General features: G+C 43.8%; 20 protein-coding genes and 2 tRNA genes. 5 read left to right on the top strand and 17 right to left on the bottom strand.

Translation table 11 applies throughout. The annotated features are described in order from the left end of the window. Positions 1–82: 82 nt before the first annotated feature. The 5 genes from FLA_RS27670 to FLA_RS27650 form a co-directional block, all read right to left on the bottom strand. Positions 83–922, bottom strand: a complete 840-nt coding sequence (locus FLA_RS27670; RefSeq protein ID WP_076376457.1) for a hypothetical protein — start codon at positions 920–922, stop codon at positions 83–85. Between the two features lie 18 nt (positions 923–940). Beyond that, a complete protein-coding gene (locus tag FLA_RS27665; RefSeq protein ID WP_084206044.1) occupies positions 941–4,282 on the bottom strand; it encodes a TonB-dependent receptor in 3,342 nt (1,113 codons plus the stop codon). 53 nt (positions 4,283–4,335) lie between these two features. Next, positions 4,336–5,286, bottom strand: a complete 951-nt coding sequence (locus FLA_RS27660) for a FecR family protein (protein ID WP_076376455.1) — start codon at positions 5,284–5,286, stop codon at positions 4,336–4,338. 48 nt (positions 5,287–5,334) lie between these two features. After that, positions 5,335–5,907 carry an RNA polymerase sigma factor gene (locus FLA_RS27655; protein ID WP_076376453.1) on the bottom strand — a complete coding sequence of 191 codons (573 nt, stop codon included), beginning with the start codon at positions 5,905–5,907 and terminating at the stop codon, positions 5,335–5,337. Between the two features lie 140 nt (positions 5,908–6,047). Continuing rightward, the gene (locus FLA_RS27650; RefSeq protein WP_144263977.1) at positions 6,048–6,548 is read right to left on the bottom strand and encodes a hypothetical protein; all 501 of its coding nucleotides are present in this window, start codon (positions 6,546–6,548) and stop codon (positions 6,048–6,050) included. Between the two features lie 159 nt (positions 6,549–6,707). Between FLA_RS27650 and FLA_RS27645 the strand changes: the two genes are divergently transcribed. Together FLA_RS27645 and FLA_RS27640 are read left to right on the top strand one after the other, a co-directional pair. Next, positions 6,708–7,220: a helix-turn-helix transcriptional regulator gene (locus tag FLA_RS27645; RefSeq protein ID WP_076376449.1), complete on the top strand. Its 513-nt coding sequence runs from the start codon at positions 6,708–6,710 to the stop codon at positions 7,218–7,220. Next, a complete protein-coding gene (locus FLA_RS27640) occupies positions 7,202–7,855 on the top strand; it encodes a nucleotidyl transferase AbiEii/AbiGii toxin family protein (protein WP_076376447.1) in 654 nt (217 codons plus the stop codon). The genes FLA_RS27645 and FLA_RS27640 overlap by 19 nt, the downstream gene beginning before the upstream one ends. 144 nt (positions 7,856–7,999) lie before the next feature. Here FLA_RS27640 and FLA_RS27635 read toward each other — a convergent pair whose 3' ends face one another. From FLA_RS27635 to FLA_RS27615, 5 genes are all read right to left on the bottom strand, one after another. After that, positions 8,000–9,358, bottom strand: a complete 1,359-nt coding sequence (locus FLA_RS27635) for a rhamnogalacturonidase (RefSeq protein WP_076376445.1) — start codon at positions 9,356–9,358, stop codon at positions 8,000–8,002. A gap of 107 nt (positions 9,359–9,465) precedes the next feature. Next, the gene (locus FLA_RS27630; RefSeq protein ID WP_076376443.1) at positions 9,466–9,948 is read right to left on the bottom strand and encodes a YdeI/OmpD-associated family protein; all 483 of its coding nucleotides are present in this window, start codon (positions 9,946–9,948) and stop codon (positions 9,466–9,468) included. A gap of 158 nt (positions 9,949–10,106) precedes the next feature. After that, complete coding sequence (locus FLA_RS27625) at positions 10,107–10,463, bottom strand: hypothetical protein (RefSeq protein WP_076376441.1); 357 nt, start codon at positions 10,461–10,463, stop codon at positions 10,107–10,109. Positions 10,464–10,510: 47 nt separating this feature from the next. Beyond that, positions 10,511–11,230, bottom strand: coding sequence for an ATP-grasp domain-containing protein (locus FLA_RS27620; protein WP_084206043.1), 720 nt, complete (start codon positions 11,228–11,230; stop codon positions 10,511–10,513). A 333-nt stretch (positions 11,231–11,563) separates the two neighbouring features. After that, positions 11,564–11,636: transfer RNA gene (locus FLA_RS27615), tRNA-Phe, on the bottom strand. Between the two features lie 296 nt (positions 11,637–11,932). Between FLA_RS27615 and FLA_RS27610 the strand changes: the two genes are divergently transcribed. Then, positions 11,933–12,214, top strand: coding sequence for a DUF3892 domain-containing protein (locus FLA_RS27610; RefSeq protein WP_076376439.1), 282 nt, complete (start codon positions 11,933–11,935; stop codon positions 12,212–12,214). Between the two features lie 99 nt (positions 12,215–12,313). Here the strand turns inward: FLA_RS27610 and FLA_RS27605 are convergent. From FLA_RS27605 to asnS, 3 genes are all read right to left on the bottom strand, one after another. Further along, positions 12,314–12,386 (bottom strand) — tRNA-Phe (locus FLA_RS27605). A 91-nt stretch (positions 12,387–12,477) separates the two neighbouring features. Further along, entirely contained in the window at positions 12,478–13,248 is a 771-nt protein-coding gene (locus tag FLA_RS27600; protein WP_076376437.1) for a DUF3050 domain-containing protein, read from the bottom strand. A gap of 20 nt (positions 13,249–13,268) precedes the next feature. After that, positions 13,269–14,705 (bottom strand): asparagine--tRNA ligase, encoded by a 1,437-nt coding sequence (gene asnS / locus FLA_RS27595; protein ID WP_076376435.1) that lies wholly within the window; start codon positions 14,703–14,705, stop codon positions 13,269–13,271. A 314-nt stretch (positions 14,706–15,019) separates the two neighbouring features. Between asnS and rho the strand changes: the two genes are divergently transcribed. Both rho and ltrA read left to right on the top strand, forming a co-directional pair. Continuing rightward, positions 15,020–16,780, top strand: coding sequence for a transcription termination factor Rho (gene rho / locus FLA_RS27590; RefSeq protein ID WP_076376433.1), 1,761 nt, complete (start codon positions 15,020–15,022; stop codon positions 16,778–16,780). Between the two features lie 483 nt (positions 16,781–17,263). Next, the gene (gene ltrA, locus FLA_RS27580; RefSeq protein ID WP_076376431.1) at positions 17,264–18,667 is read left to right on the top strand and encodes a group II intron reverse transcriptase/maturase; all 1,404 of its coding nucleotides are present in this window, start codon (positions 17,264–17,266) and stop codon (positions 18,665–18,667) included. Between the two features lie 100 nt (positions 18,668–18,767). Here the strand turns inward: ltrA and FLA_RS27575 are convergent, their stop codons facing one another. The 4 genes from FLA_RS27575 to FLA_RS27560 all read right to left on the bottom strand — a co-directional run bounded on the left by FLA_RS27575 (position 18,768) and on the right by FLA_RS27560 (position 23,338). Then, positions 18,768–21,197 carry a S9 family peptidase gene (locus tag FLA_RS27575; protein ID WP_076376429.1) on the bottom strand — a complete coding sequence of 810 codons (2,430 nt, stop codon included), beginning with the start codon at positions 21,195–21,197 and terminating at the stop codon, positions 18,768–18,770. A gap of 77 nt (positions 21,198–21,274) precedes the next feature. Then, positions 21,275–21,916: a hypothetical protein gene (locus tag FLA_RS27570; RefSeq protein WP_076376428.1), complete on the bottom strand. Its 642-nt coding sequence runs from the start codon at positions 21,914–21,916 to the stop codon at positions 21,275–21,277. Positions 21,917–21,922: 6 nt separating this feature from the next. After that, positions 21,923–22,162 (bottom strand): 4a-hydroxytetrahydrobiopterin dehydratase, encoded by a 240-nt coding sequence (locus FLA_RS27565; protein ID WP_076376426.1) that lies wholly within the window; start codon positions 22,160–22,162, stop codon positions 21,923–21,925. A 45-nt stretch (positions 22,163–22,207) separates the two neighbouring features. Continuing rightward, complete coding sequence (locus FLA_RS27560) at positions 22,208–23,338, bottom strand: efflux RND transporter periplasmic adaptor subunit (RefSeq protein ID WP_076376424.1); 1,131 nt, start codon at positions 23,336–23,338, stop codon at positions 22,208–22,210. Between the last annotated feature and the right edge of the window lie 5 nt (positions 23,339–23,343).

Below are 23,343 nucleotides of genomic sequence, written 5' to 3'. Positions count from 1 at the left end.
AGCGTTTTACCTGCAGGCTGATTAAAAATGCCGGGCATTGTCAGATCCGATGTAATCACGGATTATCAACAGAGAAATAAGCTTACGGAAACATTTGCACCAGGTCCAGTTTGGGTGTTAGCATGGCCCCTGTTTCAAACTGCTGCAAGCCTATATAATAGCTTTGTACTTTTCCCTGTGAACCACCTGGTTGTGGAAGTTCTAGTGGAAAGGAATTGATATCTGCTTTATTCAGAAGATGTGTAGCTGTGGTATCGTCGTTATGCGTAAAATACAAATCGCTACCTGTTTTCTTTACACAGATATAGGGCATAAATTCTCCATCAGGCCGGCTTTTAGGGGGGAAATCAGGAAGAGCAGGTAGTGTAATATAATCACTCCATTTACCGGGTTGTATATTGGTGGCAATAGGTATGGTGGTAGCTGCTGCAACACCATATCCCTGTGGAAGCGTTTCATCCCAGTAATACTCTACCATTACCACTACTACATCTGCTGCGCCTTCTTCTTTGGGAAAATCGAAAAAGAAATTAGCGAGGTATTCTGCGCCTTGCGGGGCAGGATATTCATAACGTTCTTTCAGGGTAGTGCCATCGTAATAAAACAGGGGCACTTTATGCTCCTCGTCTTTTCTATAGAACTTTTGTGAGTACACCACTTTGCCGGTAGTGCTGTTCTTTAACTCCATCAGGGTTTCTTCCTGCATAAAGGCTATTTCCATACTGGCGTTGATGGAGCCATGCAACGTTCTCACCTTCACTCCATCAAAATACTGATCCAGCGGCTGAACGGCAAAACCTGAAATACTATATGGCTTTACTTCCAGTATGGGCTTTAACACGGTATCGCCCCCTTTGGTACAGGATGTAAGCAGTAGTATCAACAATGGCAGTATGCGCCACTTACCTGTTATAATTTGCATAATGAATTGTTTTAAACATTAGAAATGGTAAGAAAGGGTAAAACTGAATGTGCGACCGATATAGCGGGTAAAGCTGTTTCTGTCGCCCACCGGACGGCCATCGCTGCCGGCATATCCTTCTTCATATTTTTCGCTGAAACCTGCTTTATACTGATACCGGTCGCTAAATTCAGGGGTTTCTGTACCGGGGGGTACTGTTTTGTATTCTAAGGTAGATTGGTCGTTGATAAAAAAACGGAATGGTGCATCGGTGAGGTTACTCATATTCAGCTTCGCTTCCAGTTTACCTTTCAGCAATTTATAAGTGATCTGCGCGTCCAGCTGCGAACGGGGGCGTTCGTATTCTACAAAGTTAGGATCATCACCCGTGGTGAATGTTTTATAACCGGTGTGGTTATAGTTGATGCTCAGGCCCAGCCTGTTGCCGGCGTACATCATTCCCAGGTTATATAATACAGGCACCTGCCCATACAGGGCGCGGGGATACTTCATATAGGTGAAGAAAACCGAGTCGCTTCCATCGGAATTGTTTTTAATATACTTCTGCCTGGCGCGTACTTCCGATTGCTGTAGCGTAAGGTTACCACTCAGGTAAACATCTTTTAGAAAGCTGATTCCGGGATGAAGAAATTCCAGGTTTTTACGTAGCTCAAACTCCCAACCCCTTACTTTGGCCCAGTCTGAATTAGTAATCAGTATATCGTACTTGCTGGTATTGGCGGGATCATAAGCATAGTACTCAGCAGGCTTATCAAAGTATTTATAAAAATAGGCTACGGACAGTATTTCACCGGCACCGGGAAACCATTCTAACTTGGCATCGTAGTTTTTAACATGGGTGCTTAGTACGCCACGACTTCTTAAAATGGTACCGAAGCTGGGGTTGTAACGGGCAAAGCGGGCATTCTCCATTAAACCAGGCCTTACCACCGATTCTGAATAAGAAGCACGCACATTAAAATCTTTCAAAGGAGTATACGTAATATTCAGCGAAGGAAGCCACCAGGTTCGCACCGAATCATCCATATATAACTTGTAGTTACGGTCCTGCAGCAGACTGGCATCATTGCCAAGGGTATCGCTTCTGAAATATTCGGCCCGCATACCACCTACCAGTCGCAGGTTGGGTAGCACTTTGCTATCAAACATGAAAAAGGCGCTGCGGTTAATGCTTTTTCCCTCAAAAGAGCTGATAGACACTAAACCGGGATTATAGAAGAGATCTTTCAGGGGATTTTCCATGGTCATATGATTGCCCCATTCCTGGATAGGCATGTCGCTGTACTTATTCGTAAAACCATCTACAGTAACAATAGGTAGTATCACCCAGTTGTAGGTAGCATGTTTGGCCAGTATATTAAATCCTGTTTTAAAGATATGGGTTGTTTTACCCAGCTTTAGGTTATAAGCCACGCTCATATCAGCAGCCAGGTTTCTTTCCCTGTAACTGTATTCATCCCTGTGTATATTTCCGTAACCAGGTTCGGAAGCCTGTTGCGGGCCGTATTGAAATACAGGGAGCAGATTGGCGTAAGACCGGTAACCCAGCTGCGATGAAAAGGCATCCTGCTCCAATGTGTGCAGGTAAGTGCGGGTGGCATCCCATTCCAGCTTAAAACGCCCCAGCTGATGTTCGCCGGCAATTTTATTCTGTATCAGGTTGCTGAATTTAGGGCGGTCATCTTCTTCCATAATGGGTGCCACATCCGGCCCTTTAGGCTGTTCATGCGTCCAGCCCTTAATACGTGTGAACCTGTCGTCGAAAATGCGGGTGTACAGGTTATACGTGCTTACCTGGTGTTTGGCAGTTTTAAAACCACAGTTCAGCATTACGCCCCAGGTAGTGTTAAAGCCATATACATTGCCCGTGTTCACATCTTCCGGGTCCAGCATTTTAGAGGGTTGACGGCTCCAGTTACCACGGCGCATATTGGCTATATAATCGTTGCTTTGGGTGTTGCGATAAGAAAGCGAACCCACAAAGCCGAGGGAGCGGATGTTGTTTTTACTCAGCGAATAATTCCGGCCTATACTAAACTGGTAGTTTTGTGAAGGCATTGCCTGGTACACACGGGTGCCTAAACGTTCGGTACCGCCAATGCGCTTGTTTTGCGCTGCAACTTCGGCCGCTTTAATTTTATTCTGACTGTCGGGTTTCCTGGGATCGTAGTTGTCGGTAAGGGGTACCAGGTGGTCGGGAAAATGATCCCGGTTTCCATCATCAAATCCGAGATAATCATATTTACCACGTTGCGGGCCTAAAAAATCTTTGCCCTGTGTACGGGAGTTGTATGATAAGCCGGCGCTGATAGTGGTGAAGTTGTTAGCAGGAATGGATTTGGTGTTGATTTGCACCAGACCTCCTGCAAAGCCCGGCATATCGGGCGTAGCTGATTTGTACACCACAATGCTTTCTACCAGGTTGGAGGGGATGAGGTTGAATTCAAAATCGCGTTCCTGTATATCAGTACTGGGTAAAGTGCTGCCATTGAGCATGGCCACGTTATACCTTTCGGCTATACCGCGCACCACTACTTTCCTGTTATCGTTGGTGCTTACGCCAGTGATGCGCTTTAAGGTTTCTCCCACATGTTTATCGGGGGTGGCGTTGATTTGCTCCGCTGAGATTCCGTCAGACAAACCGGCTGCATTCTTCTGCTTTACAAACAGGGCCGCAATACTTTCTTTGCGTGCAGAAGATTTTACCACAATGCCGGATAGCTGTCCTTTTTCTCTTTTCAGTGTGATAGATAAAGGTGTGATAGCATCTTCCTTTACGGGTATATCGCTCACCTCTTTACTGCCATAACCTATAAAGCTTACAGTAGCAGTGTAACTACCATTGGATAAAGCGAGAACAAACTCGCCCTCTACATCGGACAGCAAGGTGTTGCCATGGATGACGATAGTAGCGCCAACTACCGGCTGCCCGTTTTCGTCATCCACTATTTTACCACTGATTTTACCCGGGTCTTTTTTAGGTGTTACTATTACCGGGGCTGCTTTACGAAACAATACAGACGCTCCGCTCACGGTGTATTCAATCCCCGCTTTTTTGCGCAGCAGTTGTAAAGCATCCTGCAGGCTGATGTTGTCGATGTTGATGTCTTTTACTACCATCTTGTCGAAGTCTTCCCGGATGTAGTTAAAAGAATACTCGCTTTGCTGATCCAACGCATCTAATACTTTAGACAGGGTGGTTTGGGTAACATCCAGTTTCACTTTTTTAACCATCCCGGTTTGCTGGCCAAAGCCTGTAGCCACCGTAAAAAATACACAGCCTGAGAGCAATAGCTGTCGCAGGAGGGCGCGGCCGAAGGATTTCGGGTATCGCCTGAAAAGCCTAATTTTAATCTTCATTATTTTTAAAGGTTTTTACCGAAGGGGGTGTTTGCAGCACCCCTTTTTTATATTTAGTAAATAGTCACGTGATTGCCCTGTATTTTGTATTGCTTGTGCAGGAGGTAACAGAGATTACTGAGCGACTGCTCAAAGCTTTCGCGCATAAAAGCCACGGAGATAATTTTTTGAATGTCTTTTATGCTTTTCCATTCCAGGGTGCAGGCGTTGCGTTCGCACAACCTCGCCACCGCATCTTTCACCGATATATTGTTTACCACAAAGCCGCCGTTGGTCCAGCTGGCTACCGCATCTGTATTGGCGGTAGTGATGGCCCAGGGTTGGTTGGCGGTAAGCACCGCTATTTGTCCGGGTTGCAACAGGGTATGATTATTACTATCTGCTGCCGCGCGTAGTTGCACACGTCCATTCACCAGGGCTACGCGGGTCATTTTTTCTGCTGTATACGCTTCTACGTTAAAGGCGGTACCAAGCACCTTTATTTGCATATCGCGGGTGTTTACCGTAAATGGTTGCTGCGTATTGGTGTGCACCTCAAAATACCCTTCGCCTTCCAGTGTTACCTGGCGGGTGGTTGCTTGTTTCCAGCTGAGTGAAGCATGGGCGTTCAGCCATACGATAGAACTATCAGCTAGTGCTATCTTCTTTACGTGCGAGGTAGTATTGGCCACTATCTGCATATTCCCGGCAGCGACAGGCTGCGCCTGTTGATGTAATAGCCATCGATACCCTGCCCCCGCCAGTAATAACACACAGGCAGCGGCCAGCCACCTGATGACAGGGATGGATGTACGAATAATAGCAGGTGGTTGCAGGCGGTTGCGAAAGGTGTGGAGAAACTGTTGTTTGTATTGCTGTGTTTGTTGTGCAGAGAGTTGCGCGGGATGGTCTTCTTCCAGGGTAGCATACCATTGATCCAGTATAGCCAGCTCTTCCGGCGTACAATGTCCGGCCTGAAATTTTTCTAACAGGGCTTTGGCGTTGGATGGGTTGTTGTTAGTCATATACCCATAGAATACCCGCCGGCGGAAGAATGTTAACCGGGTGCCAGGTTAACAAATTGTAAACAACACAAAGGCAGACAGGATGCTTTCTGAAGCTGCCGGGTTGGTTCTGATATGTGTTTTTATCTGCTCCAACGCCCGGGCATATAGCACCCTTGCCGAACCTGGCGCAATATGCAGGATAGCAGCAATTTTCTGATAAGAATATTGATGCTGTACGCGCAGTGTAAAAAGCTGCTGCTGGTTAGGCGAAAGGGTAGCTACTGCTTCCCGCACCAAGGCTTCCCGAAAAGCCTGCAGATCTTCACCCGCCAGTGCATCGTTTTGTTCTACAGAGTGATTGAGTAATTCTTCCAGCTTTTGCAGCCGCTGCTGATAACGATCGGTACTGCGGTAGTAATTGAAAATGCGAAGCTTTAAAGCATGCAATAAATAAAATTCCAGGCTTTCATCTTTCGGTAACTCCCCCCACTTTTCCCAGGCCGACAGTAAAACATCCTGCACCAGGTCAAAGCCATCCTGTTCATTGGTTTTTGCTACTGCAATACCCAGTAGTTTATCCCAATAAGCTATAACAGCCGTTTCAAAAGTCGCCTGCCGGATGGAAGAGGTCGATGACATGGTACGAAGGTAGCGGTGGGGTGTTAAGGGAACGTTATGTGTGGGGTGGTGGGCTCAGCACAATCCTAAATCTGGGCACAGCATAAAACTTATGCAGTGCCCAGATTTGAAAAAACAATTGAATATTAATTCAAGTTTTATTATTTCCAATCAATCGGGATGTCTTTATATTCAAAGGTTACAACTCCACTTTTATTTTCATGATAATAGTTTATTGGAATCAACTTGAAAATTAATGTAGAAGGTAGCACCTTTTTAAAACGAATGGTTGTTTTTACAGGTGTATCTGTGTATACGGTATTGCTACTGCTGGAACTGCCTATGCTAATTTCATAAGTTTCATACTCGTTGCCTTCTGTATCAATGGCTTTAGCATTGTTAAAATTTACTCTTTGATTGGCTTCGTGATTCACTATAGTCAGTGTAAGTGTTACCGTTTGCTCTTTTTTGTTGCCTTCTGCTTTAATAAGATTAAAATCGATGTTCAATGAAGTAGCTGTTTTTACAGGCGTGGTAATTTTCAATGCTTTCCGCAGGTATTCATTTTCTTTCTTCACTTCATCGCAGGTAGATTGAGAGAATGCAGTTGTTTGAACTAAAACAATGGTTAAAAAACACATAGCGTAGCTAAGTCGTTTCATAGTGTAATCATTTTACGGTTAATATGTAATGAGGTTTCTTTTGTCAATTTACTAAAAAAAGATGGTCGTTTCAATACTCTACCTGTTAGGCAGCTTTGATATATCCCTTTCGGCAAGTTTGAGTCCAATAGCAAGTAAACAAATTTGCTTATCTTTAGAATGATGACAACGAGTAAGGCTATAGAGTTAATGAAGGGGATTCATCCGGGGTTAGTACTGGAGCGGGAACTGAAAAAACGCAATATTGCGAAGGGCCCTTTTGCGTTGTCAATCAAGGAGTTTCCACAAACATTAGGAGCTATTACAAAGGGAAGGCGGAATATGAATGCAAACCTGGCTTATCGTATTGAAGAAGCGTTAGGAATGGAGGAGGGGTTCTTTATGGTACTACAGGCATACTATGATATGAAACTGGAAAAGGAAAAACACCAGTCTAAAGCTAAACCAGACCTTAGCAGAATACGACCTATTCTTTTCTGGGATACTGATTTTGACAAACTAGACTGGACCAGGCAAAAAAGAGCCATTATTAAACGCATTTTCGATAGAGGTTTGCTGAGCGAGAAAAAAGAAATGATACGTTTCTATGGTACTGATGTAGTGCGGGAGGTTTTACCTCGTAAGAATCGAAGCAGTATTAAAAAAGATGTTTTATGTATTGGAATACGGTAGATCCCAAGCTACAAACAGTATTACTTCAATTGATGGAGGAAAGCCTATTTGATTCTTTCCGGCTTGTAGGTGGAACAGCACTTAGTTTACAGCTGGGACACCGGATGTCAATAGATATAGATTTATTTACTGATGCGCTTTATGGTTCAATTGATTTTAAGGTTATAGATACATACCTGCGCCATCATTTTGCTCATGTGAGTCCTCCATGGGATAATCAACCTATAGGGATGGGCAGGGGATATGTTGTTGGAGAAAGTGTAGCAAGAGAAGATCTGATTAAAATGGATTTATACTATACAGATCAATTTATTCGACCTTTCATGATGGCAGGAAATGTTCGCATGGCAACTATTGAGGAGATTGCTGCTATGAAAATAGACGTGGTGCAGCGGGAAGGACGAAAAAAGGATTTTTGGGACATTCATGAAATGTTGACTGTTCTTACGTTAGAGCAAATGATTGCATTACATGAAGAGCGTTATCCCTTCAATCATGATATTAATACTATTCATACCAATTTGTCTGACTTTAGCAATGCAGAAGATGATCTGGATCCTATTTGTTTAAGAGGAAAGCACTGGGAGTTTATTAAGTTAGAGCTTGCTACTGCTGTTGAGGAGTTAAAGAGATAAATTCCTATTCAAGGCAATTACTTATAAGGATTCAGGTAAAGTAAAACGTTATTTCACTTTTAATCCTGGTCAGTTTCTCTGATTGACAAAAAAGAGACGCCCTCGTGAAAGGCGTCTCTTTTAAAAGAATGGTTTACCTGGATATTAAAAACGTTTCTCGCCGTTGATGATTACATTTTTCAGCTGGAAATTTTTAATGATAGAGGTGTCTATGTTCAGGAAATTTTTTGCTTTTACGGTCAGGTTCTCAAACGTAAAATCTGATAACTGGTATTCGAAAGCATTGGTATTGCTATGCGTTTCGGCTATACCCACATTGAAAAAGTTATTGCATTCCAGGTTGATATTGCGCATGGTGATGTTTTTGCAATATGACTGGCGCGTAGCTTTTTCGCCCTTCAGATCAAAGAACTGCGTCCAGGGACGCACAAAGATGAAGTTTTCAATATTGCTGCCTTCAATGTTTTCTACCACTACGTATTCATAATCCTGTGGTGTGTCGGGACGCATTTTCAGCCACAACAGGCGTTCTGCATTATTTATTTTAATGCGGCGCAGGATGATGTTGCGGTCGTGGATAGACTCACTGCCAAAGGTTAACGCACCATGACAAAAGCCATAGGTACAATCTTCAATAATGATGTTTTCGTTGCTGCCGTTGTTAGGTTCTTTATCGGCAGTTGGGCCTTTGCCACCTTTCAGCGCTACTGCATCATCATTTACCGACATATAGCAGTTTTTGATGAGGAAGTTTTTACAGCCGTCAATATCCACTGCATCGGTACTGGGCGCTTTCACTGGTGCTTTGGGTGAAAAGATATGCAGGTCGAGCAGCTTTACATTTTCACATTTGTAGTAGTGGCTGGTCCAGAAAGGGGAGTTGATGAGTTTTACGCCGGAGATCTGCACGTTTTTACTGTTAGAAACATACAACAACCGGGGGCGCATTTCATCCATATTGGTGGTTTTGGGGTTAAACTCCCTGCGCAGCCAGAATGATTTCCAGTAACGCAGCCCATTACCATCCAGCGTGCCTTTGCCGGAAATGGTGAATCCATTCAGGCTATCTGCATTTATCAGCGCAGTAAAGTATTTCAGCGTTTGTCCCTCCATGCGTGTAAGGCGAATGGGGAAATTGCTGATATCATCGCTGCCTTTCAACTTCGCACCTTCTTCCAGGTGCAGGTGTGTGCCTTGCTTAAAAAAGAGCGCACCGGTGAGGAAAGTTCCTTTAGGAACCACCACTACACCGCCGCCGTTGGCAAAAGCTTTGTCAATAACGGCCTGTATTTTTTGTGTTTGAATAACGGTGCTGTCTTTTACTACACTATAGTCAGTGATGGAGTATCGCTTACCCAGTTTACTGATGTTGGTGGGTGTGTTATCTCTAAACCATTCCGGTATGGGTGTGCCATCAGGAAACAGTTCCTGGCTCCATGCGTTCAGGTGTAATGTGGTTGTTAAGGCAAACAATACGGATAACCATTTTTTCTTTCGGATCATACAATCATTTTATTGGTTCGGGCAATGCTGTGCATCAGCAATTCTATGCGGGCGGGAAAATACAGTAAAAAGGGGAGAGAACTGTCCGGCACTGCCCCTGCCCAAGGTTATGGGTGATCCCTGCCCACAAACCGTTCTTTTCCCAGTAAAAAACCGATCGCCTTTGCTACATTCTTTTCAATGCTGGCTTCGGTTTTAAGATTAGTAATGTAGCGCACTATTTCCAGCTGCAGGGAAGGACGTAACTGATCAAAAATGGCTTTAGCTGCTTTGTTTTCGGCCAGCGCCGCTTCCCATTTAGGATGGGGAAGGATGGTTCTGATAGACGGATCAAATTCAATGGTCACTGTTATACGGATGCCTATTTTTTGCGGCGAGCGGGGTAGCATTTTTGTATTCACATACAACCGCCACTCGCCCCGGAACCTTACAAGTGTTTGTTGGTAGGGTGTTTCATTTATAGTGCCCCGGATAGGGATTTTGCCTTTGTCTTTACCTGCTTGTTTTAGAACAGCAGATAATATGCGGTCTGGTACTTCCACATAGGGGTTGATGTCAATGATTTTTAACTCAGCCTGGAATGTGTGCATGATTCATAGCTGTTTGTGTATTCAAAAGGTGTGGTCAAGTAAGTGCATAAAAAAAGCCCATCATCACACTAAGAAGAATACCCTTCAACGGCCTACGGCCGACCTTCATGTGAAACAGGCGATACAATATACGATTTTCCTCAGATTACTTTCCTGGCTTAACTCCTGTATAATATCATTCCCCGGATAATAGTAACTATGCCAGTAACAACGATACCCCAAAACAGCAGGAATGCTGATGAATTCATGTTTTCGGACAACCTATAAGAAAGCATATTTATTACTAAGCCAACGATCACTAAAATGCTTCCTGTTAGGATGGCATTTTTTAAGTTCTTTTTGTCTTCGTATTCTTTGTAAATGTTATCAATAACCGTTTCAATATAATAAGGTTCCAGGTTCTCCTCTTTCAACTTTTCAATGATCTGTTCGTTTGTTAAACCTTGTTTTAAATAGGTTCTTACACTTTCATGTATTGCTTCAATTGTACGGGATGCAGCATCTTGCTTTATCATGATGATTTTGGGTTGTTAGTTCTATGTTTTACTGGTATTGTAGCATATCACGTAATATTAATCGTTGCACCAATGATACAGTCCACTATCTTTTCTGCCTTGCAGTTATTGAGTCCTGCACCCCAGCACGCATTAAATTCCAGTACAAACCAGCCCGTTTTTTCACTAAATGCAATGTCTACCACCACTACGCTGGGTAAATGATCTTTATAATCAGTAATGAAGTCTGATACAAATTTTTCACCCTCCTGCAAATCCGCTGAACCTTCGTAAAAAGCAATATCCATAATTACGCCATCACATATATAGCATCTGGCTTCCGCTAGTATATCGGTGACTATAGTTGCAACGAGGATCTCTTCTGTAATGGGTAGTCCACTAATTATTTCCTGGAAATCTTCCAGGCTTTGGAAAAAACCTGCAACAAATATTTTAGGAACAACGGGTTTAATGAATGTTGGAAAATCCTGAGCAGACAACTGTTCGATCGTTTTTAGCTGAACAATCCTTTTGGTCCATTTATCTTCCAGTTTTGCTATTAAAGTGTCGTCAGGAGATAATCGTTCCACATTATAAATCTGGGCTACCACAAAAGCAAATGCCAGGTTGCCATAAATAGCAATTCGTTGATTGGCTAAGTCTTCGTTTTTAATCCAAAATTTATCCAGCCTTTTTATTCGGCCACCGTTTTCTCCCCAGGCAGATACTACTTGCTGTTGTTCAATATCTGTTTTTTGAGGGATTAAAAGGATTGCTGATGTGTTCATGATAGTGTGCCGATATTAAACAAAGTACTCATTTCTTTTATCACAGTTGTATGGATTGTATTAGTTCCATAATATGGATGTAAAAAAATCGCATAATCATCTGAAATTATCAGATTATTGATTTAAAATTTTGCATCTTATGGTTAGAGGGCATAACTAAAAAGATTGCTATATAGCCGTATTAGCCCTTAAATAGCCCTTTCTGGTTTAGTGTAAGGAGAGGGTTATACCCAAAAACATATCCATAAATACCCAAAAAGTAGTTGTAACGAAGAGTTTTAGCATTTTCACCCAAAAAAGAAGCCCGTAAGTCAGTCACTTACAGGCTTTTCGTGGTGTGAGCCGGGATCGAACCGGCGACACAAGGATTTTCAGTCCTTTGCTCTACCGACTGAGCTACCGCACCATTCTTTTTCCCTTAACGGGCTGCAAATATAGGGTTCTATTTGAATCACAACGCTATACGTACAATTATTTTTAAACTTGGGCTAGACTGTGCTTGTTTACAGAACTACTAGAGATTTCATGCCCAACAACTGCGCTTTGTTACTTTATGCGGCGAATAAATGCGCTATTCGCCGCATTGTTTGCGGGGAATAAGCCAAAAAAACAAAGGAAATCTTCGAATAAGGGCTTATACGGTTTCCCATAAATTAAAGAGGAGGGAATAGTTCATTTTGTGGGCTAAATAAATGATTAACTATGTCAACACATCAAGTTACATGCATTAATAAGCGTGGAAACCACTATGATGCTCATGCAAGAATATCTCATATTGGTGGACTTAGTAACGGAAGTCGGTGGAAATTGTCCGAAGATGATGCGATCAAAGCCATTGAAGACAACAAATATCAATTTTATGTCAGTGTTAATGGTCGAAGTGTAAATGTTATTGTTGCACGACATGAAGGACGGAAGTATCTAAAAACAGAATCTGATGGATACAGCCCTAACAATTTATTGAATCTTCCGGAATGTCCTTAGATTTCAAAAAAGCTGAAAGATGTTTTGCTGCTGCAATAAGATATTGAAAACTTCCACCCAAAAAAGAAGCCCGTAAGTCAGTCACTTACGGGCTTTTCGTGGTGTGAGCCGGGATCGAACCGGCGACACAAGGATTTTCAGTCCTTTGCTCTACCGACTGAGCTACCGCACCATCCTTTTTCCCTTGCGGGATGCAAAGATAAGGAGATGTTTTTATTCACCAACCTTTTTTGCAGGATTTTTAATAAATTATTGAAAAATAATTACTTAACCAATTCCAGAACGCCATCCCACAGCAGTTTGCGGTGCTGCAGCGCTTCCAGGGAAGCAGCTGTTGCTTCTTTCCATTTGCTTTCGTCGTTACCGCACAGTTCGCTTACCATTTCCATGGCCAGGTGGCTATGGTGGTCGCCATCTACTTCAATATGGCGTTCCAGGTAGTATTTGAAAGTGCTTACCTCCGGATTATTCTTCGATAGTTCTTTTACCATGCTGATGAACATACCCGGGATGAGGTCTTCACGGCCAAAAGTGAAAACGGCAGCCTGCACATGTGCAGGTGCATTCTCTATAATAGAAAACGTATAGTTCACAAACTTTTGTACGCTGGCGGGTAAATTTTGTTGCTGTAGGGCTTTTTCTACACTGCTGCCGTTTTGCAGGCTTTGTAAAAATTGTTCTACAGTGCTGGTGCTGGCGCCCATTTGCTGCATGGCTTTTACATACAGTTCAAAATGGCTCATGCGCACACCATGCTCATCCACATCTGTTTCTTCGCCCAGTACTATTTCATTGATCAGATAGCGTGTGTTGCCATTGCCCTGCGGAACCCAGGGAAGGGTTACGCAGGTTAAATGACGTTGCAGTGATTTTAACAGGGACATAAAATCCCAAACGGCATATACGTGTTGTTCGGTGAATGTGCGTATATGGTCTATGTTTTGTAAGCTGTTGTACAAGGCGTGGTTTATTAATTCCTGGCGTACAGGTTGCAACGCAGCTTGTAATGCTTCAATTTGTTTATTAGATGACATAAGATAGAAAAACCAATTAATTAGAATTCACAGTTTTTAGGAGTACGCGCAAATGGAATAACGTCGCGGATATTAGTCATACCGGTTACAAACAGCACAATGCGCTCGAAGCCAAGACCAAAGCCAGCATGCGGCACACTGCCGTAGCGGCGGGTATCGAGGTACCAGCTCATTTCTTCTGTAGGTATGTTTAAATCTTTCATGCGTTTTTCCAGCAGTTCCAGTCTTTCTTCTCTCTGTGAACCACCTACTATTTCACCGATACCAGGGGCCAGAATGTCCATGGCTGCTACGGTTTTGCCGTCATCATTCTGGCGCATGTAAAAGCTTTTGATATCTTTAGGATAGTTGGTAACGATCACTGGTTTTTTGAAATGCTTTTCTACCAGGTAACGTTCGTGTTCACTTTGCATGTCAACGCCCCACTTCACTTCGTATTGGAATTTCTTTTTCTTATACGCGCTGCTGTTTAATAAAATATCAATGGCTTCGGTATAAGTGATTCTTTCAAAACCGTTGTTGAGTACGAATTCCAGCTTCTCTATCAGTCCCAGTTCGCTACGCTTGTCTTGTGGCAGTTGCTTCTCTTCATCTGCCAGGCGTTGCGCCAGAAATTCCAGGTCTTCGCGGTTGTGGTCCATCGCATACTGGATAATGTATTTGATAAACTGCTCGGCCAGGTTCATGTTATCTTCCAGATCGTAGAAAGCCATTTCAGGTTCTACCATCCAAAACTCAGCCAGGTGGCGGGTGGTGTTACTGTTCTCTGCACGGAACGTAGGGCCAAAGGTGTATATATCACTAAAGGCCATAGCGCCCAGTTCGCCTTCGAGCTGACCGCTTACGGTAAGGTTGGTGCTTTTACCAAAGAAGTCTTCTGTAAAGTCAACACCACCTTGTTCATTCAGTGGAGGATTAGTAGCAGGTAAGGTAGTTACACGGAACATTTCACCCGCGCCTTCTGCATCACTGGAAGTAATGATAGGCGTGTGCAGGTAAACAAAACCTTGCTGGTTAAAGAAGTTATGTATAGCAAATGCTAAGCTATGTCGTACACGAAAGATAGCCCCGAAGGTGTTGGTGCGAAAGCGTAAATGTGCTACTTCGCGCATAAACTCCAGGCTTTGCTTTTTAGGTTGCAAAGGAAATTTTTCAGCATCACAATCGCCTAATATATCTAATTGTTTTGCTTTCACTTCTACCTTTTGTCCTTGTCCCAAGCTAGGCACCACTTCACCCGTAACACGGATAGAAGCCCCTCTGGTAATGCGTTTGAAAGTAGCTTCATCCAACTGTCCCAGTTCAATTACCACCTGTAAATTATTATTGGTACTGCCATCGTTTAAAGCTATAAACTGATTGTTGCGTAAAGAACGCACCCAACCCATTACCGTAACTTCGTGGCCTGTTTCGTCGCTGGCCAACAATGCTTTAATTTTTACTCTGTTGTTAAACATGTACCAATACTTTAGAGATGTGATTTTTTAATAAAACGACTTGTAACGGTCGAAAAGTGAGCAAAGATAGTTGACTATTAAATGTAGAAAACAGGGATTTTAGGCTCTATTTAGCCAAAAAATTGCTAACAACCGTAATTTTTTTATTTGTTTATAAACAAATTGCAGTAACATTGCATTGGAAACAAGCTGATTTGTTCAATGCCACTGCCTCACAGCTCGCCTGTTTTCCTCAATCAACCGGATTTTTTCTTTCAACTTTTTTGATTAAACGTAATAACGATTTAAACAATCACTCCTTTTGACATTTACTTATGTACGACATTTTGCAATTGAACGACATGTTAGTTCCTGAGTTGCATGATATAGCAGAGCAACTGAGTATCTCAAACTCAAAAAAACTTGATAAACAGGAACTTATTTATAAGATACTAGATAAACAAGCTGTTATGGCAAGCGAAAAAAAAGACACCGCATCATCTGCCGAAAAAGGAAAGCGTAAACGTATTGTAAAAGCCAGCACAACTAACTCTACTGAAGAAGCCGAGGTAATGACAGAAGCACCTAAACATGAGAAAGCTGCTCCTGCCGAAGCTGTAAGCGCCGATATAAAAAAACGTCCCCGCAAAACTATTAAAAATGAATCCAGCGAAGAAGATGCACATGAAGCATCTGCTGAGCAGGCCGAACCTAATAAAGTAGTAGCGAAAGCTGCAAAATCAAACCCCAATTCAGTTTCAGAAGACGAAGAGGAAGAAGATTACAACGAAGAGGGTGAAGGTGATGATGCTTCTAACAATGCCGGTGGTAATAAATACAGGTATGAAGAAACCACACCGGAAGACATGGCAAACATGCTGGCACTGGCCGACCTGATTGCCCCACAACTGGCGGCTGATACGGCAATGCCTAAGCCTGCTATGTATAAAAAAGAAAAAGAGCCTGTATTCAATATAGAATTTGATGGTATTATTCAGGGTGAAGGTGTATTGGAAATGATGCCTGATGGTTATGGTTTCCTGCGCTCTTCTGATTACAACTATCTTTCTTCTCCTGATGACGTATATGTTTCTCCTTCACAGATTAAACTGTTTGGTTTAAAAACAGGTGATACTGTACTGGGTTCTGTACGTCCGCCTAAAGAAGGTGAAAAATATTTCGCTTTATTAAAGGTGGAAAGTATTAACGGTAAAGGACCAGACGAAGTACGCGACCGTGTACCTTTCGACTACCTTACTCCGTTGTTCCCTTTCCAGAAGTTAAACCTGTTCACTACTCCTTCTAACTATAGCACACGTATCATTGACCTGTTTACCCCAATAGGTAAAGGTCAGCGTGGTTTGATTGTAGCACAGCCTAAAGTTGGTAAAACTGTTTTACTGAAAGAAGTGGCCAACGCTATTGCACAAAACCACCCGGAGTGTTACCTGATGGTAGTGCTGATTGACGAACGTCCGGAAGAAGTTACCGATATGGAGCGCAGTGTAAAAGCAGAAGTAATTGCTTCTACATTTGACGAACCAGCAGAGAAGCACGTGAAAGTATCTACCATTGCTTTACAAAAAGCAAAACGTTTGGTAGAGTGCGGTCACGATGTGGTTATCCTGTTAGATTCTATCACCCGTTTAGCAAGGGCGCATAACACGGTAGCTCCTGCATCCGGTAAAGTATTATCTGGTGGTGTGGAAGCAAACGCTATGCAAAAGCCAAAACAATTTTTTGGTGCAGCACGTAAAATTGAACATGGTGGCTCTTTAACCATTCTGGCAACTGCGTTGATTGAAACCGGTTCTAAAATGGATGAAGTGATCTTCGAAGAATTTAAAGGTACCGGTAACATGGAATTACAACTGGATCGCCGCCTGGCTAACAGACGTATTTACCCTGCTATTGACCTGGTTGCTTCTTCTACCCGTCGCGACGACCTGTTACTGGAAAAAGACGTGTTACAACGTATGAACCTGTTACGTATGTTCCTGAACGACATGAATACCGAAGAAGCAATGAATGATTTGCTGAAACGTATGCGTGGCACCAAGAGCAACGAAGAGTTTCTGGCCAGCATGAACAGCTAGTATTCTGACTTACTAATCTTAGATATAAAAAAGAAGGCGTCTCAAATTTTTGAGACGCCTTCTTTCTTGTGCGCCATGCATGGCGATAAACTTGACGGTGGAAGTCCGTTATGGGGGTCTGTAATCACCAACCATTAGCCAATGGCAAGGGTGTCCACTGTGAGGTGGAATCTGAAGGAAGCTGGCGGCAAAGTTCCGGCCCGAGGAATACGAATACTATCAGGCAAAAGCTGTGTGGACGAGCTTGCAAGACAAAGCGAAATCCAATGATTACACGGACACAGCATTGTAAATGGTGCGGGTAGATGGAATGAAGGTTTATCGTCTTACCATGGGAGGTCTCACAGACGCGTTGAAACAGAGTAGGAAGCGTGGTTGAAACAAGATTTACTGTGAGAAGTCAGCCGAGGTCATAGTAGGATATAGCGACTAGTGTCCGAAGGACTGAACCTTAAGAAGTAAGAAGTAAATGAAAGTTACCAGATGAAGGGCAGAAAGCAGAAAATATCACAAGATAACTACCTACAGAAAGTTAGGACAGCATCCGAAGACTATGTAGGAGTGCAGACTTCCATGTGGATAACTGAAAACAACCTTACAAGTTTAGAGCAAACAGGGTATGGCATGTTGGAACAAATTCTATCACCAGCCAATTTGAATGCGGCCTATAAAAGGGTGGTACAGAACAAAGGAGCTGGAGGAGTAGATGAGATGGAAGTCGAGTCCTTAAAGGACTATCTTATCAAAGAGAAGGAAGCGTTAATAACAGCCATACTGGCTGGTAAATACCAGCCAAACCCAGTACGTTGGGTAATGATAGCCAAAGAAGATGGCAATCAAAGAGCACTTGGTATCCCCACCGTTGTTGATCGGGTGATACAACAGGCGATCATGCAGGTAATATCACCAATCTACGAGAAACAGTTTTCCTCCCACAGTTATGGGTTCAGACCTAAACGCAGTGCACACCAGGGGCTGCGGCAATGCCAGCAGTACATATCCGCTGGATATAACTATGCCGTGGACCTTGACCTGGAGAAGTTCTTTGATACAGTAAATCAAAGTAAACTGGTTGAAGTGTTGTCGCGAACAATCAAAGATGGACGAGTAATATCGTTGATCCACCGATACCTCCGTGCAGGTGTTATAGTAGCAAATAAGTTTGAAACCAGCCAAACTGGAGTACCTCAAGGGGGGCCATTAAGTCCGCTACTCAGCAATATAATGCTAAATGAGTTGGACAGGGAACTCGAGACCCGGGGCCACCACTTCGTTCGCTACGCAGACGATCTGATTATCCTATGCAAAAGCCAACGAGGAGCAATGCGTTGTATGGAGAGCACTATAAGGTACATAGAGGAAAGACTGTTATTGAAAGTGAACCGTGAGAAAAGCAGCGTTGCTTATATCACTAGTGCCAGATTCCTCGGATACTCATTTTACAAAATGAAAGGAGAATGCCGGCTGCGTATACACCCGAAAAGTGTGGAGAAGATGCGCGGTCGAATCCGGGAACTAACCTCAAGAAGTAACGGTTGGGGAAACGTCAGAAGGAAAGAAGTGCTCAAACAGTTCATAGTTGGTTGGGTGAACTACTTCCGACTGGCAGACATGCAGAAGTTGATGGCCAAAACGGACGAATGGTATCGCAGGAGAATCCGAATGGTCATATGGAAACAATGGAAACGGATCGGGACCCGATCGACGAATCTTATGAAACTAGGAGCAAGTAGGTTCAAGGCAGTTGAGTATGCGAACTCAAGGAAGGGATACTGGCATCTAGCGAATAGCTGGGTGCTGTCTACAACCCTAACCGACGAGCGTCTAAGAATTGGTGGTTACACGTTCCTGACGGACTGTTACCTGAATGCGAGAAAACTAAATTAAGGAACCGCCGTATACCGAACGGTACGTACGGTGGTGTGAGAGGACAGATAGTCGGCGAAGCCGACTATCTTCCTACTCGATTGCTACCTGTTCCAAACCCTTATGGCAATAGGGTTGTATCGAATAGTTTCAAAATTCTTTTATATTCATCTGTCCAGCTGCCGGGTTCTACAAAGCCATGATCTTCCATAGGATACACGGCCATTTGCCAGTTGTCTTTACCCAGTTCAATTAACCGTTGGTTTAATCGCACGGCATCCTGGAAATGCACATTCACATCTACCATACCATGGCATATGAGCAGGTTGTTTTTTAAACCTGCTGCAAAGTTGATAGGCGAAGAGCGGTAGTAAGCCAGGCTATCGGTAAAAGGTTCGTTCAATATATTGGAAGTATAACCGTGGTTATAATGCGCCCAGTCGGTAACAGGGCGTAATGCTGCGCCTGCCTTAAACACATCGGGTTGTGTAAACAAAGCCATCAGTGTCATAAACCCACCATAGCTACCACCATACATCCCAATTTTAGAAGGGTTAATGCCCAGCTCTTTTACCAGGTAGTTAGCGGCATCTACTTCATCATCCAGATCTTTACCTCCCATATGACGGTAAATGCCTGTGCGCCAATCGCGGCCATAGCCACTGCTGGCGCGGTAATCTATATCCAGTACGGTATAGCCTTTATCGGCTAACAGGTTATTGAACATATATTCCCTAAAGTAGCTACTCCACCAGTAATGTACGTTTTGCAAATAGCCCGCGCCGTGTACAAAAATGACGGCTGAGCCGTTTTTCCTGCCTGTGGCAGGTTCATATATACGGGCGTAAATGTTTTTGCCATCGCGTGCAGGAATGGTAAAAATTTTTGTTTCTCGCCAAGGGTAGGTTTTAAAGCTGTCGCTGGCTGCCTTATTCGTTATTTGTACAGGCTTTTTACCCGGTGCATTTTCCTGCACATATAACTCCCAGGGCTTGTTGATGTAACTGTAACGGTAAGCGATATACTTTTCATCAGGCGATAGCTCTATTTCGTAGCCCCCTTCCATGCTGGTGATCTGCTGCTTATCGGAGCCGTCGGTTTTAATACGGTACCAATGCTGCTTACCAGGATGTACTTCATTTGTTAACAGGTAAAAATGTGTTTTGGCAGTGTTCAATGCAACTTCCTGTATCTCGTAATTACCTTGTGTGAGGGCCTTTTTCTGGTGGGTGGTAATGTTGTAAGTGTATAGGTGTGCATAACCGGTTGCTTCACTTTGAAAATAGAAAGTGTTGCTGTTGATCCAGTCAATGTTAGCGTTGTAGCCGATGCCGGGACCGCCTATCCAGGCTTCATCCCGCTGACGGTCGGCCAGTGTTAATGTGCCGGAAGCTGCATCCAGCAGCATTATCCAGCGGTCTTTATTATCCTGTGATCGTATGTCTACAATAGCAGCCGTTCCCTGTTCGTTCCACCAGGGGCCGTTGATGAATACCGGGCGTGCTGCTGGTGTTTTAGAGATAGCGTTCGGGTAATCTTTGGTATAGTCTGGGAGGTCGGTAATGCCGGGTATGGAATCTGTTTTTATCGCAATAACACTGTCTTTTTGTGTGTCGAGCACAAACAGCTCGTACTTGCCCTGTGCCACGCCCACTTTGGTGCGGGCAGGTATATCGGTAGTAAAACTGCTTTCTGTTACATAGTTGGGAACGATAGTGTTTTTGGTGCCGGAAGCTGCCTGGAATAAACGGTAGGAGATAAACCGGCCGTCGGGGCTAACCTGTACATTGGCAACCGTTTTATCGCCAATATTGATGTTTACCAGTGTATCGGTTTCTTTAACGGTTTGTAAAAACGCTTCACGTGCTTCTTTCTTCTCTTTCCGTTCTCTTACAATATCCATCAGGCGCAGTTCATCCTGCTGTAGCCATTGCTCCTGCCGGTTGCCGGTGGTTTTAGCAGCGGCATTATTGCCGGCATTGGCTGCTGCACCCCTGTCGCCACCCCGGCCACGGCCTGCTGCGGGCGCCGGTGGCGCGATGGCTTCGCCGCCCTTTATAAAATTGGTAAGCTGCTCGGTACTGCCGGTTTTGATGTTCCAGGCAAACAGGTTTTGATTGCGCACATAACTGATATACGCATCTGCTTTAAAAAAAGAAGGATTGGCTTCTACCTCTTCTGTATGTGTAACCCTGGTGGTATTACCGGTTTTTATTTCCAGCAGGTATATATCGCCTGCCAGCGTATACACAATATGCGTGCGGGCATGGTTATAACTACCACGGCTAATAGCCACTGCCAGCTGCGCCTGCCGGTAGCCTGCTTTTTCAGGGGCGGAGCCACTGATAGAAGAGCGATAACTGGAATCGGAGGTTTGTGCTTGTGGATTCCAGTCGAAATAAAAATTTTTGCTGTTATAACTCCATACAATGTTGGAGGGGGAAGAGCCGATCCATTTAGGATCGCGCATAATTTTTTCGACCGTAAGGTTTTGCGCCAGCCCGTGTTGCCAGCAGCAAAGCAGGAGGCCACCTGCCAGTAGTTTTCTCATAATACTATAACTTTTGCTTTATAAAGCTACAGTAACACGGAATATGTATGGTTATTGTTAGGTGAAAATGCGTTTGTTTAGTGCCACTTGTATTTGCGGAAAAAGTGTTCACGCACATCTATCATCCACAATAAAGTGTCGGGTTTGTTACCGTTTACACTGGTATCTAATGTACCCAGCATGGCCACTTGCGAAGAGTCGGCCCAGGTGGCATTGATAATGTGCAAAGCGGGCCCGGAGAATAAAATGCGCGATTTCTTGCTTTCTTTCGGATATAAGATAGACACTTCTGTATCGGGTTCGCCTTTGGCAACAATAGATTTGCCGTTGCTGTCGCTGGTAACCACGCCGCCATATGAGCCAAAATCGAGTACAAAGCTGCTATCGGGCGACCATTTTAACACGCTGGCGTAATGGGTATAAAAGTCGGGTGCAGTAGTAACCGGTTTTTTTTCTACACTATCCTCGGCCCAAAACGAAATAAGTTTAAAACCTTTCCAGTCGAAGCCTTTTTGGATAAAATTTTCTTTTACCCAGGGAGTATTGGTATCATCAAACACCATAGCGCTATCTTCCTGGATAATGCTAAGCGCCGTTTGGCTGCTATCCAGTTCAATGGCTTTTTCTTCCTGTGCCTGCTGTTTATTGTTATTGCATTTACATCCGGTTAGCACAGCCACCGAAAGGGCTATGGCAGTAATAGTAGAAGTAGGGCGCATACGCGATTATTTTTCTATGGGCAAGTTATCAATTTTCCGGGCCAGTTGCCAGTCTTTTTCTGTTACCACATCGCCGGCATCGTGTGTACTCAGCCATATTTCTACGGTATTATAACTGTTGGTCCATAAAGGATGGTGATCGAGATCTTCGGCTATTTCGGCCACTTCCGACATAAAAGCAAAGGCTGCTTTAAAGTCGGGGAAGGTGAATTTCCGGTATAATTGATTGTTGCTTTCTGTCCACATAAAAAAAGGTGTTGATCATAGGTTAGCCTTGCAAAAACCGTACAGTTATTCTTCTGCGGTGTTTTTCATTTTCATGAGCAGGGCGTAGGCGTTTTTCAGCACCAGGCTGCTGCTGGTGTTAATATTATCGCCTTCTATTTCCTGCCACCCGTTGCTGATAGCGCCGGGTTTAATTTTTACCATGCTGAAGATATTATTCCCCTTTGCTTCAAAAACATAATACTCATTTTGCCAGCGCACCACTGCTTCTTCCGGCACTGCCAGCGCATTAGAATTTTTAACGCTTACCTCTGCATTCATAAACATACCGGGTAATAAGGTTTTATCGTACTCTTCAAAGTGGCAATGCACCTCGGCGGCGCGGTTGTTATCCAGGCTGCGGCTGATGAGGATAATTTCGGCTTCATGCTTTTCTTTCGGCTTATTGTTGGTGTAAGCCATAATTTTCTGGCCTTCACTTAACAATGCCACATCTTTCTCAAACACGGTAAGGTTCAGGTGAATATCCTCGGGGTTTACCAGTTCGAACAACACATCGGTAGGCGAAGTGTATTTACCCATGTTCACGTTTACCTTACTTACAAAGCCGTTGATGGGAGAATAGATGTTTACACTTTTAGAAAGATTGCTTTCGGTGAGCTTTTCCGTATCAATGCCCAGTAACGACAACTTTTGCTGCAAAGCTTTTACCAGTATGCGTTGTGTTTCCATTTCGGCGCGGGCCTGCTGAAACACTTTATCGCTGCTGGCTTTGCTGCTGTTCAGCTCTTGCTGGCGGCTATGCTCCGCTTCTGCAACAACCAGTTTGGCCTTGGCGGTTAAGTAATCCTGTTGTAACTGTATAAACTGCATATCTTCCAGCACTGCCAGCACCTGCCCTTTGTTCACGTGCATGCCAGGCAACAGGGAGGTGGATTTTAAATACCCTCCCAACGGAAAACTTACGCTGATCATATTTTGCGGCGGCACATCAATGGTGCCGTTTAAGGTAAGCGTAGTGGCCATATCCCGCTTTTCGGGTTTGCCTACGGCAATACCTGCATTTTTTATCTGTGCCTCGGTAACGCTTACCGTGGTTTCGTCTGCGGGCGCTTCTGCCTTTTTTTCTTCTTGTTTTTTGCTGCCGCAGGCAGTGATGCAAACGGTAGCTACTAACGGTAATATATATCTGATCATAACCG

The sequence above is a fragment of the Filimonas lacunae genome, from assembly GCF_002355595.1.
Lineage (GTDB): Bacteria > Bacteroidota > Bacteroidia > Chitinophagales > Chitinophagaceae > Filimonas > Filimonas lacunae.
The sequence above is the reverse complement of the archived record's forward strand: the minus strand, read 5'-3'. Positions and strand labels throughout refer to the sequence as shown.

Excerpts from the sequence above, each read along its gene's own strand:
- FLA_RS27655 (WP_076376453.1), bottom strand. The coding sequence starts at position 5,907 with ATGTCATCGACCTCTTCCATCCGGCAGGCGACTTTTGAAACGGCTGTT.
- FLA_RS27600 (WP_076376437.1), bottom strand. The coding sequence starts at position 13,248 with ATGTCATCTAATAAACAAATTGAAGCATTACAAGCTGCGTTGCAACCT.
- FLA_RS27575 (WP_076376429.1), bottom strand. The coding sequence starts at position 21,197 with ATGAGAAAACTACTGGCAGGTGGCCTCCTGCTTTGCTGCTGGCAACAC.
- FLA_RS27560 (WP_076376424.1), bottom strand. The coding sequence starts at position 23,338 with ATGATCAGATATATATTACCGTTAGTAGCTACCGTTTGCATCACTGCC.
- FLA_RS27645 (WP_076376449.1), top strand. The coding sequence starts at position 6,708 with ATGATGACAACGAGTAAGGCTATAGAGTTAATGAAGGGGATTCATCCG.
- FLA_RS27640 (WP_076376447.1), top strand. The coding sequence starts at position 7,202 with ATGTATTGGAATACGGTAGATCCCAAGCTACAAACAGTATTACTTCAA.
- ltrA (WP_076376431.1), top strand. The coding sequence starts at position 17,264 with ATGAAGGGCAGAAAGCAGAAAATATCACAAGATAACTACCTACAGAAA.
- FLA_RS27660 (WP_076376455.1), bottom strand. The coding sequence starts at position 5,286 with ATGACTAACAACAACCCATCCAACGCCAAAGCCCTGTTAGAAAAATTT.
- FLA_RS27625 (WP_076376441.1), bottom strand. The coding sequence starts at position 10,463 with ATGATAAAGCAAGATGCTGCATCCCGTACAATTGAAGCAATACATGAA.
- FLA_RS27650 (WP_144263977.1), bottom strand. The coding sequence starts at position 6,548 with ATGAAACGACTTAGCTACGCTATGTGTTTTTTAACCATTGTTTTAGTT.
- FLA_RS27570 (WP_076376428.1), bottom strand. The coding sequence starts at position 21,916 with ATGCGCCCTACTTCTACTATTACTGCCATAGCCCTTTCGGTGGCTGTG.
- asnS (WP_076376435.1), bottom strand. The coding sequence starts at position 14,705 with ATGTTTAACAACAGAGTAAAAATTAAAGCATTGTTGGCCAGCGACGAA.
- FLA_RS27565 (WP_076376426.1), bottom strand. The coding sequence starts at position 22,162 with ATGTGGACAGAAAGCAACAATCAATTATACCGGAAATTCACCTTCCCC.
- rho (WP_076376433.1), top strand. The coding sequence starts at position 15,020 with ATGTACGACATTTTGCAATTGAACGACATGTTAGTTCCTGAGTTGCAT.
- FLA_RS27670 (WP_076376457.1), bottom strand. The coding sequence starts at position 922 with ATGCAAATTATAACAGGTAAGTGGCGCATACTGCCATTGTTGATACTA.
- FLA_RS27610 (WP_076376439.1), top strand. The coding sequence starts at position 11,933 with ATGTCAACACATCAAGTTACATGCATTAATAAGCGTGGAAACCACTAT.
- FLA_RS27635 (WP_076376445.1), bottom strand. The coding sequence starts at position 9,358 with ATGATCCGAAAGAAAAAATGGTTATCCGTATTGTTTGCCTTAACAACC.
- FLA_RS27620 (WP_084206043.1), bottom strand. The coding sequence starts at position 11,230 with ATGAACACATCAGCAATCCTTTTAATCCCTCAAAAAACAGATATTGAA.
- FLA_RS27630 (WP_076376443.1), bottom strand. The coding sequence starts at position 9,948 with ATGCACACATTCCAGGCTGAGTTAAAAATCATTGACATCAACCCCTAT.
- FLA_RS27665 (WP_084206044.1), bottom strand. The coding sequence starts at position 4,282 with ATGAAGATTAAAATTAGGCTTTTCAGGCGATACCCGAAATCCTTCGGC.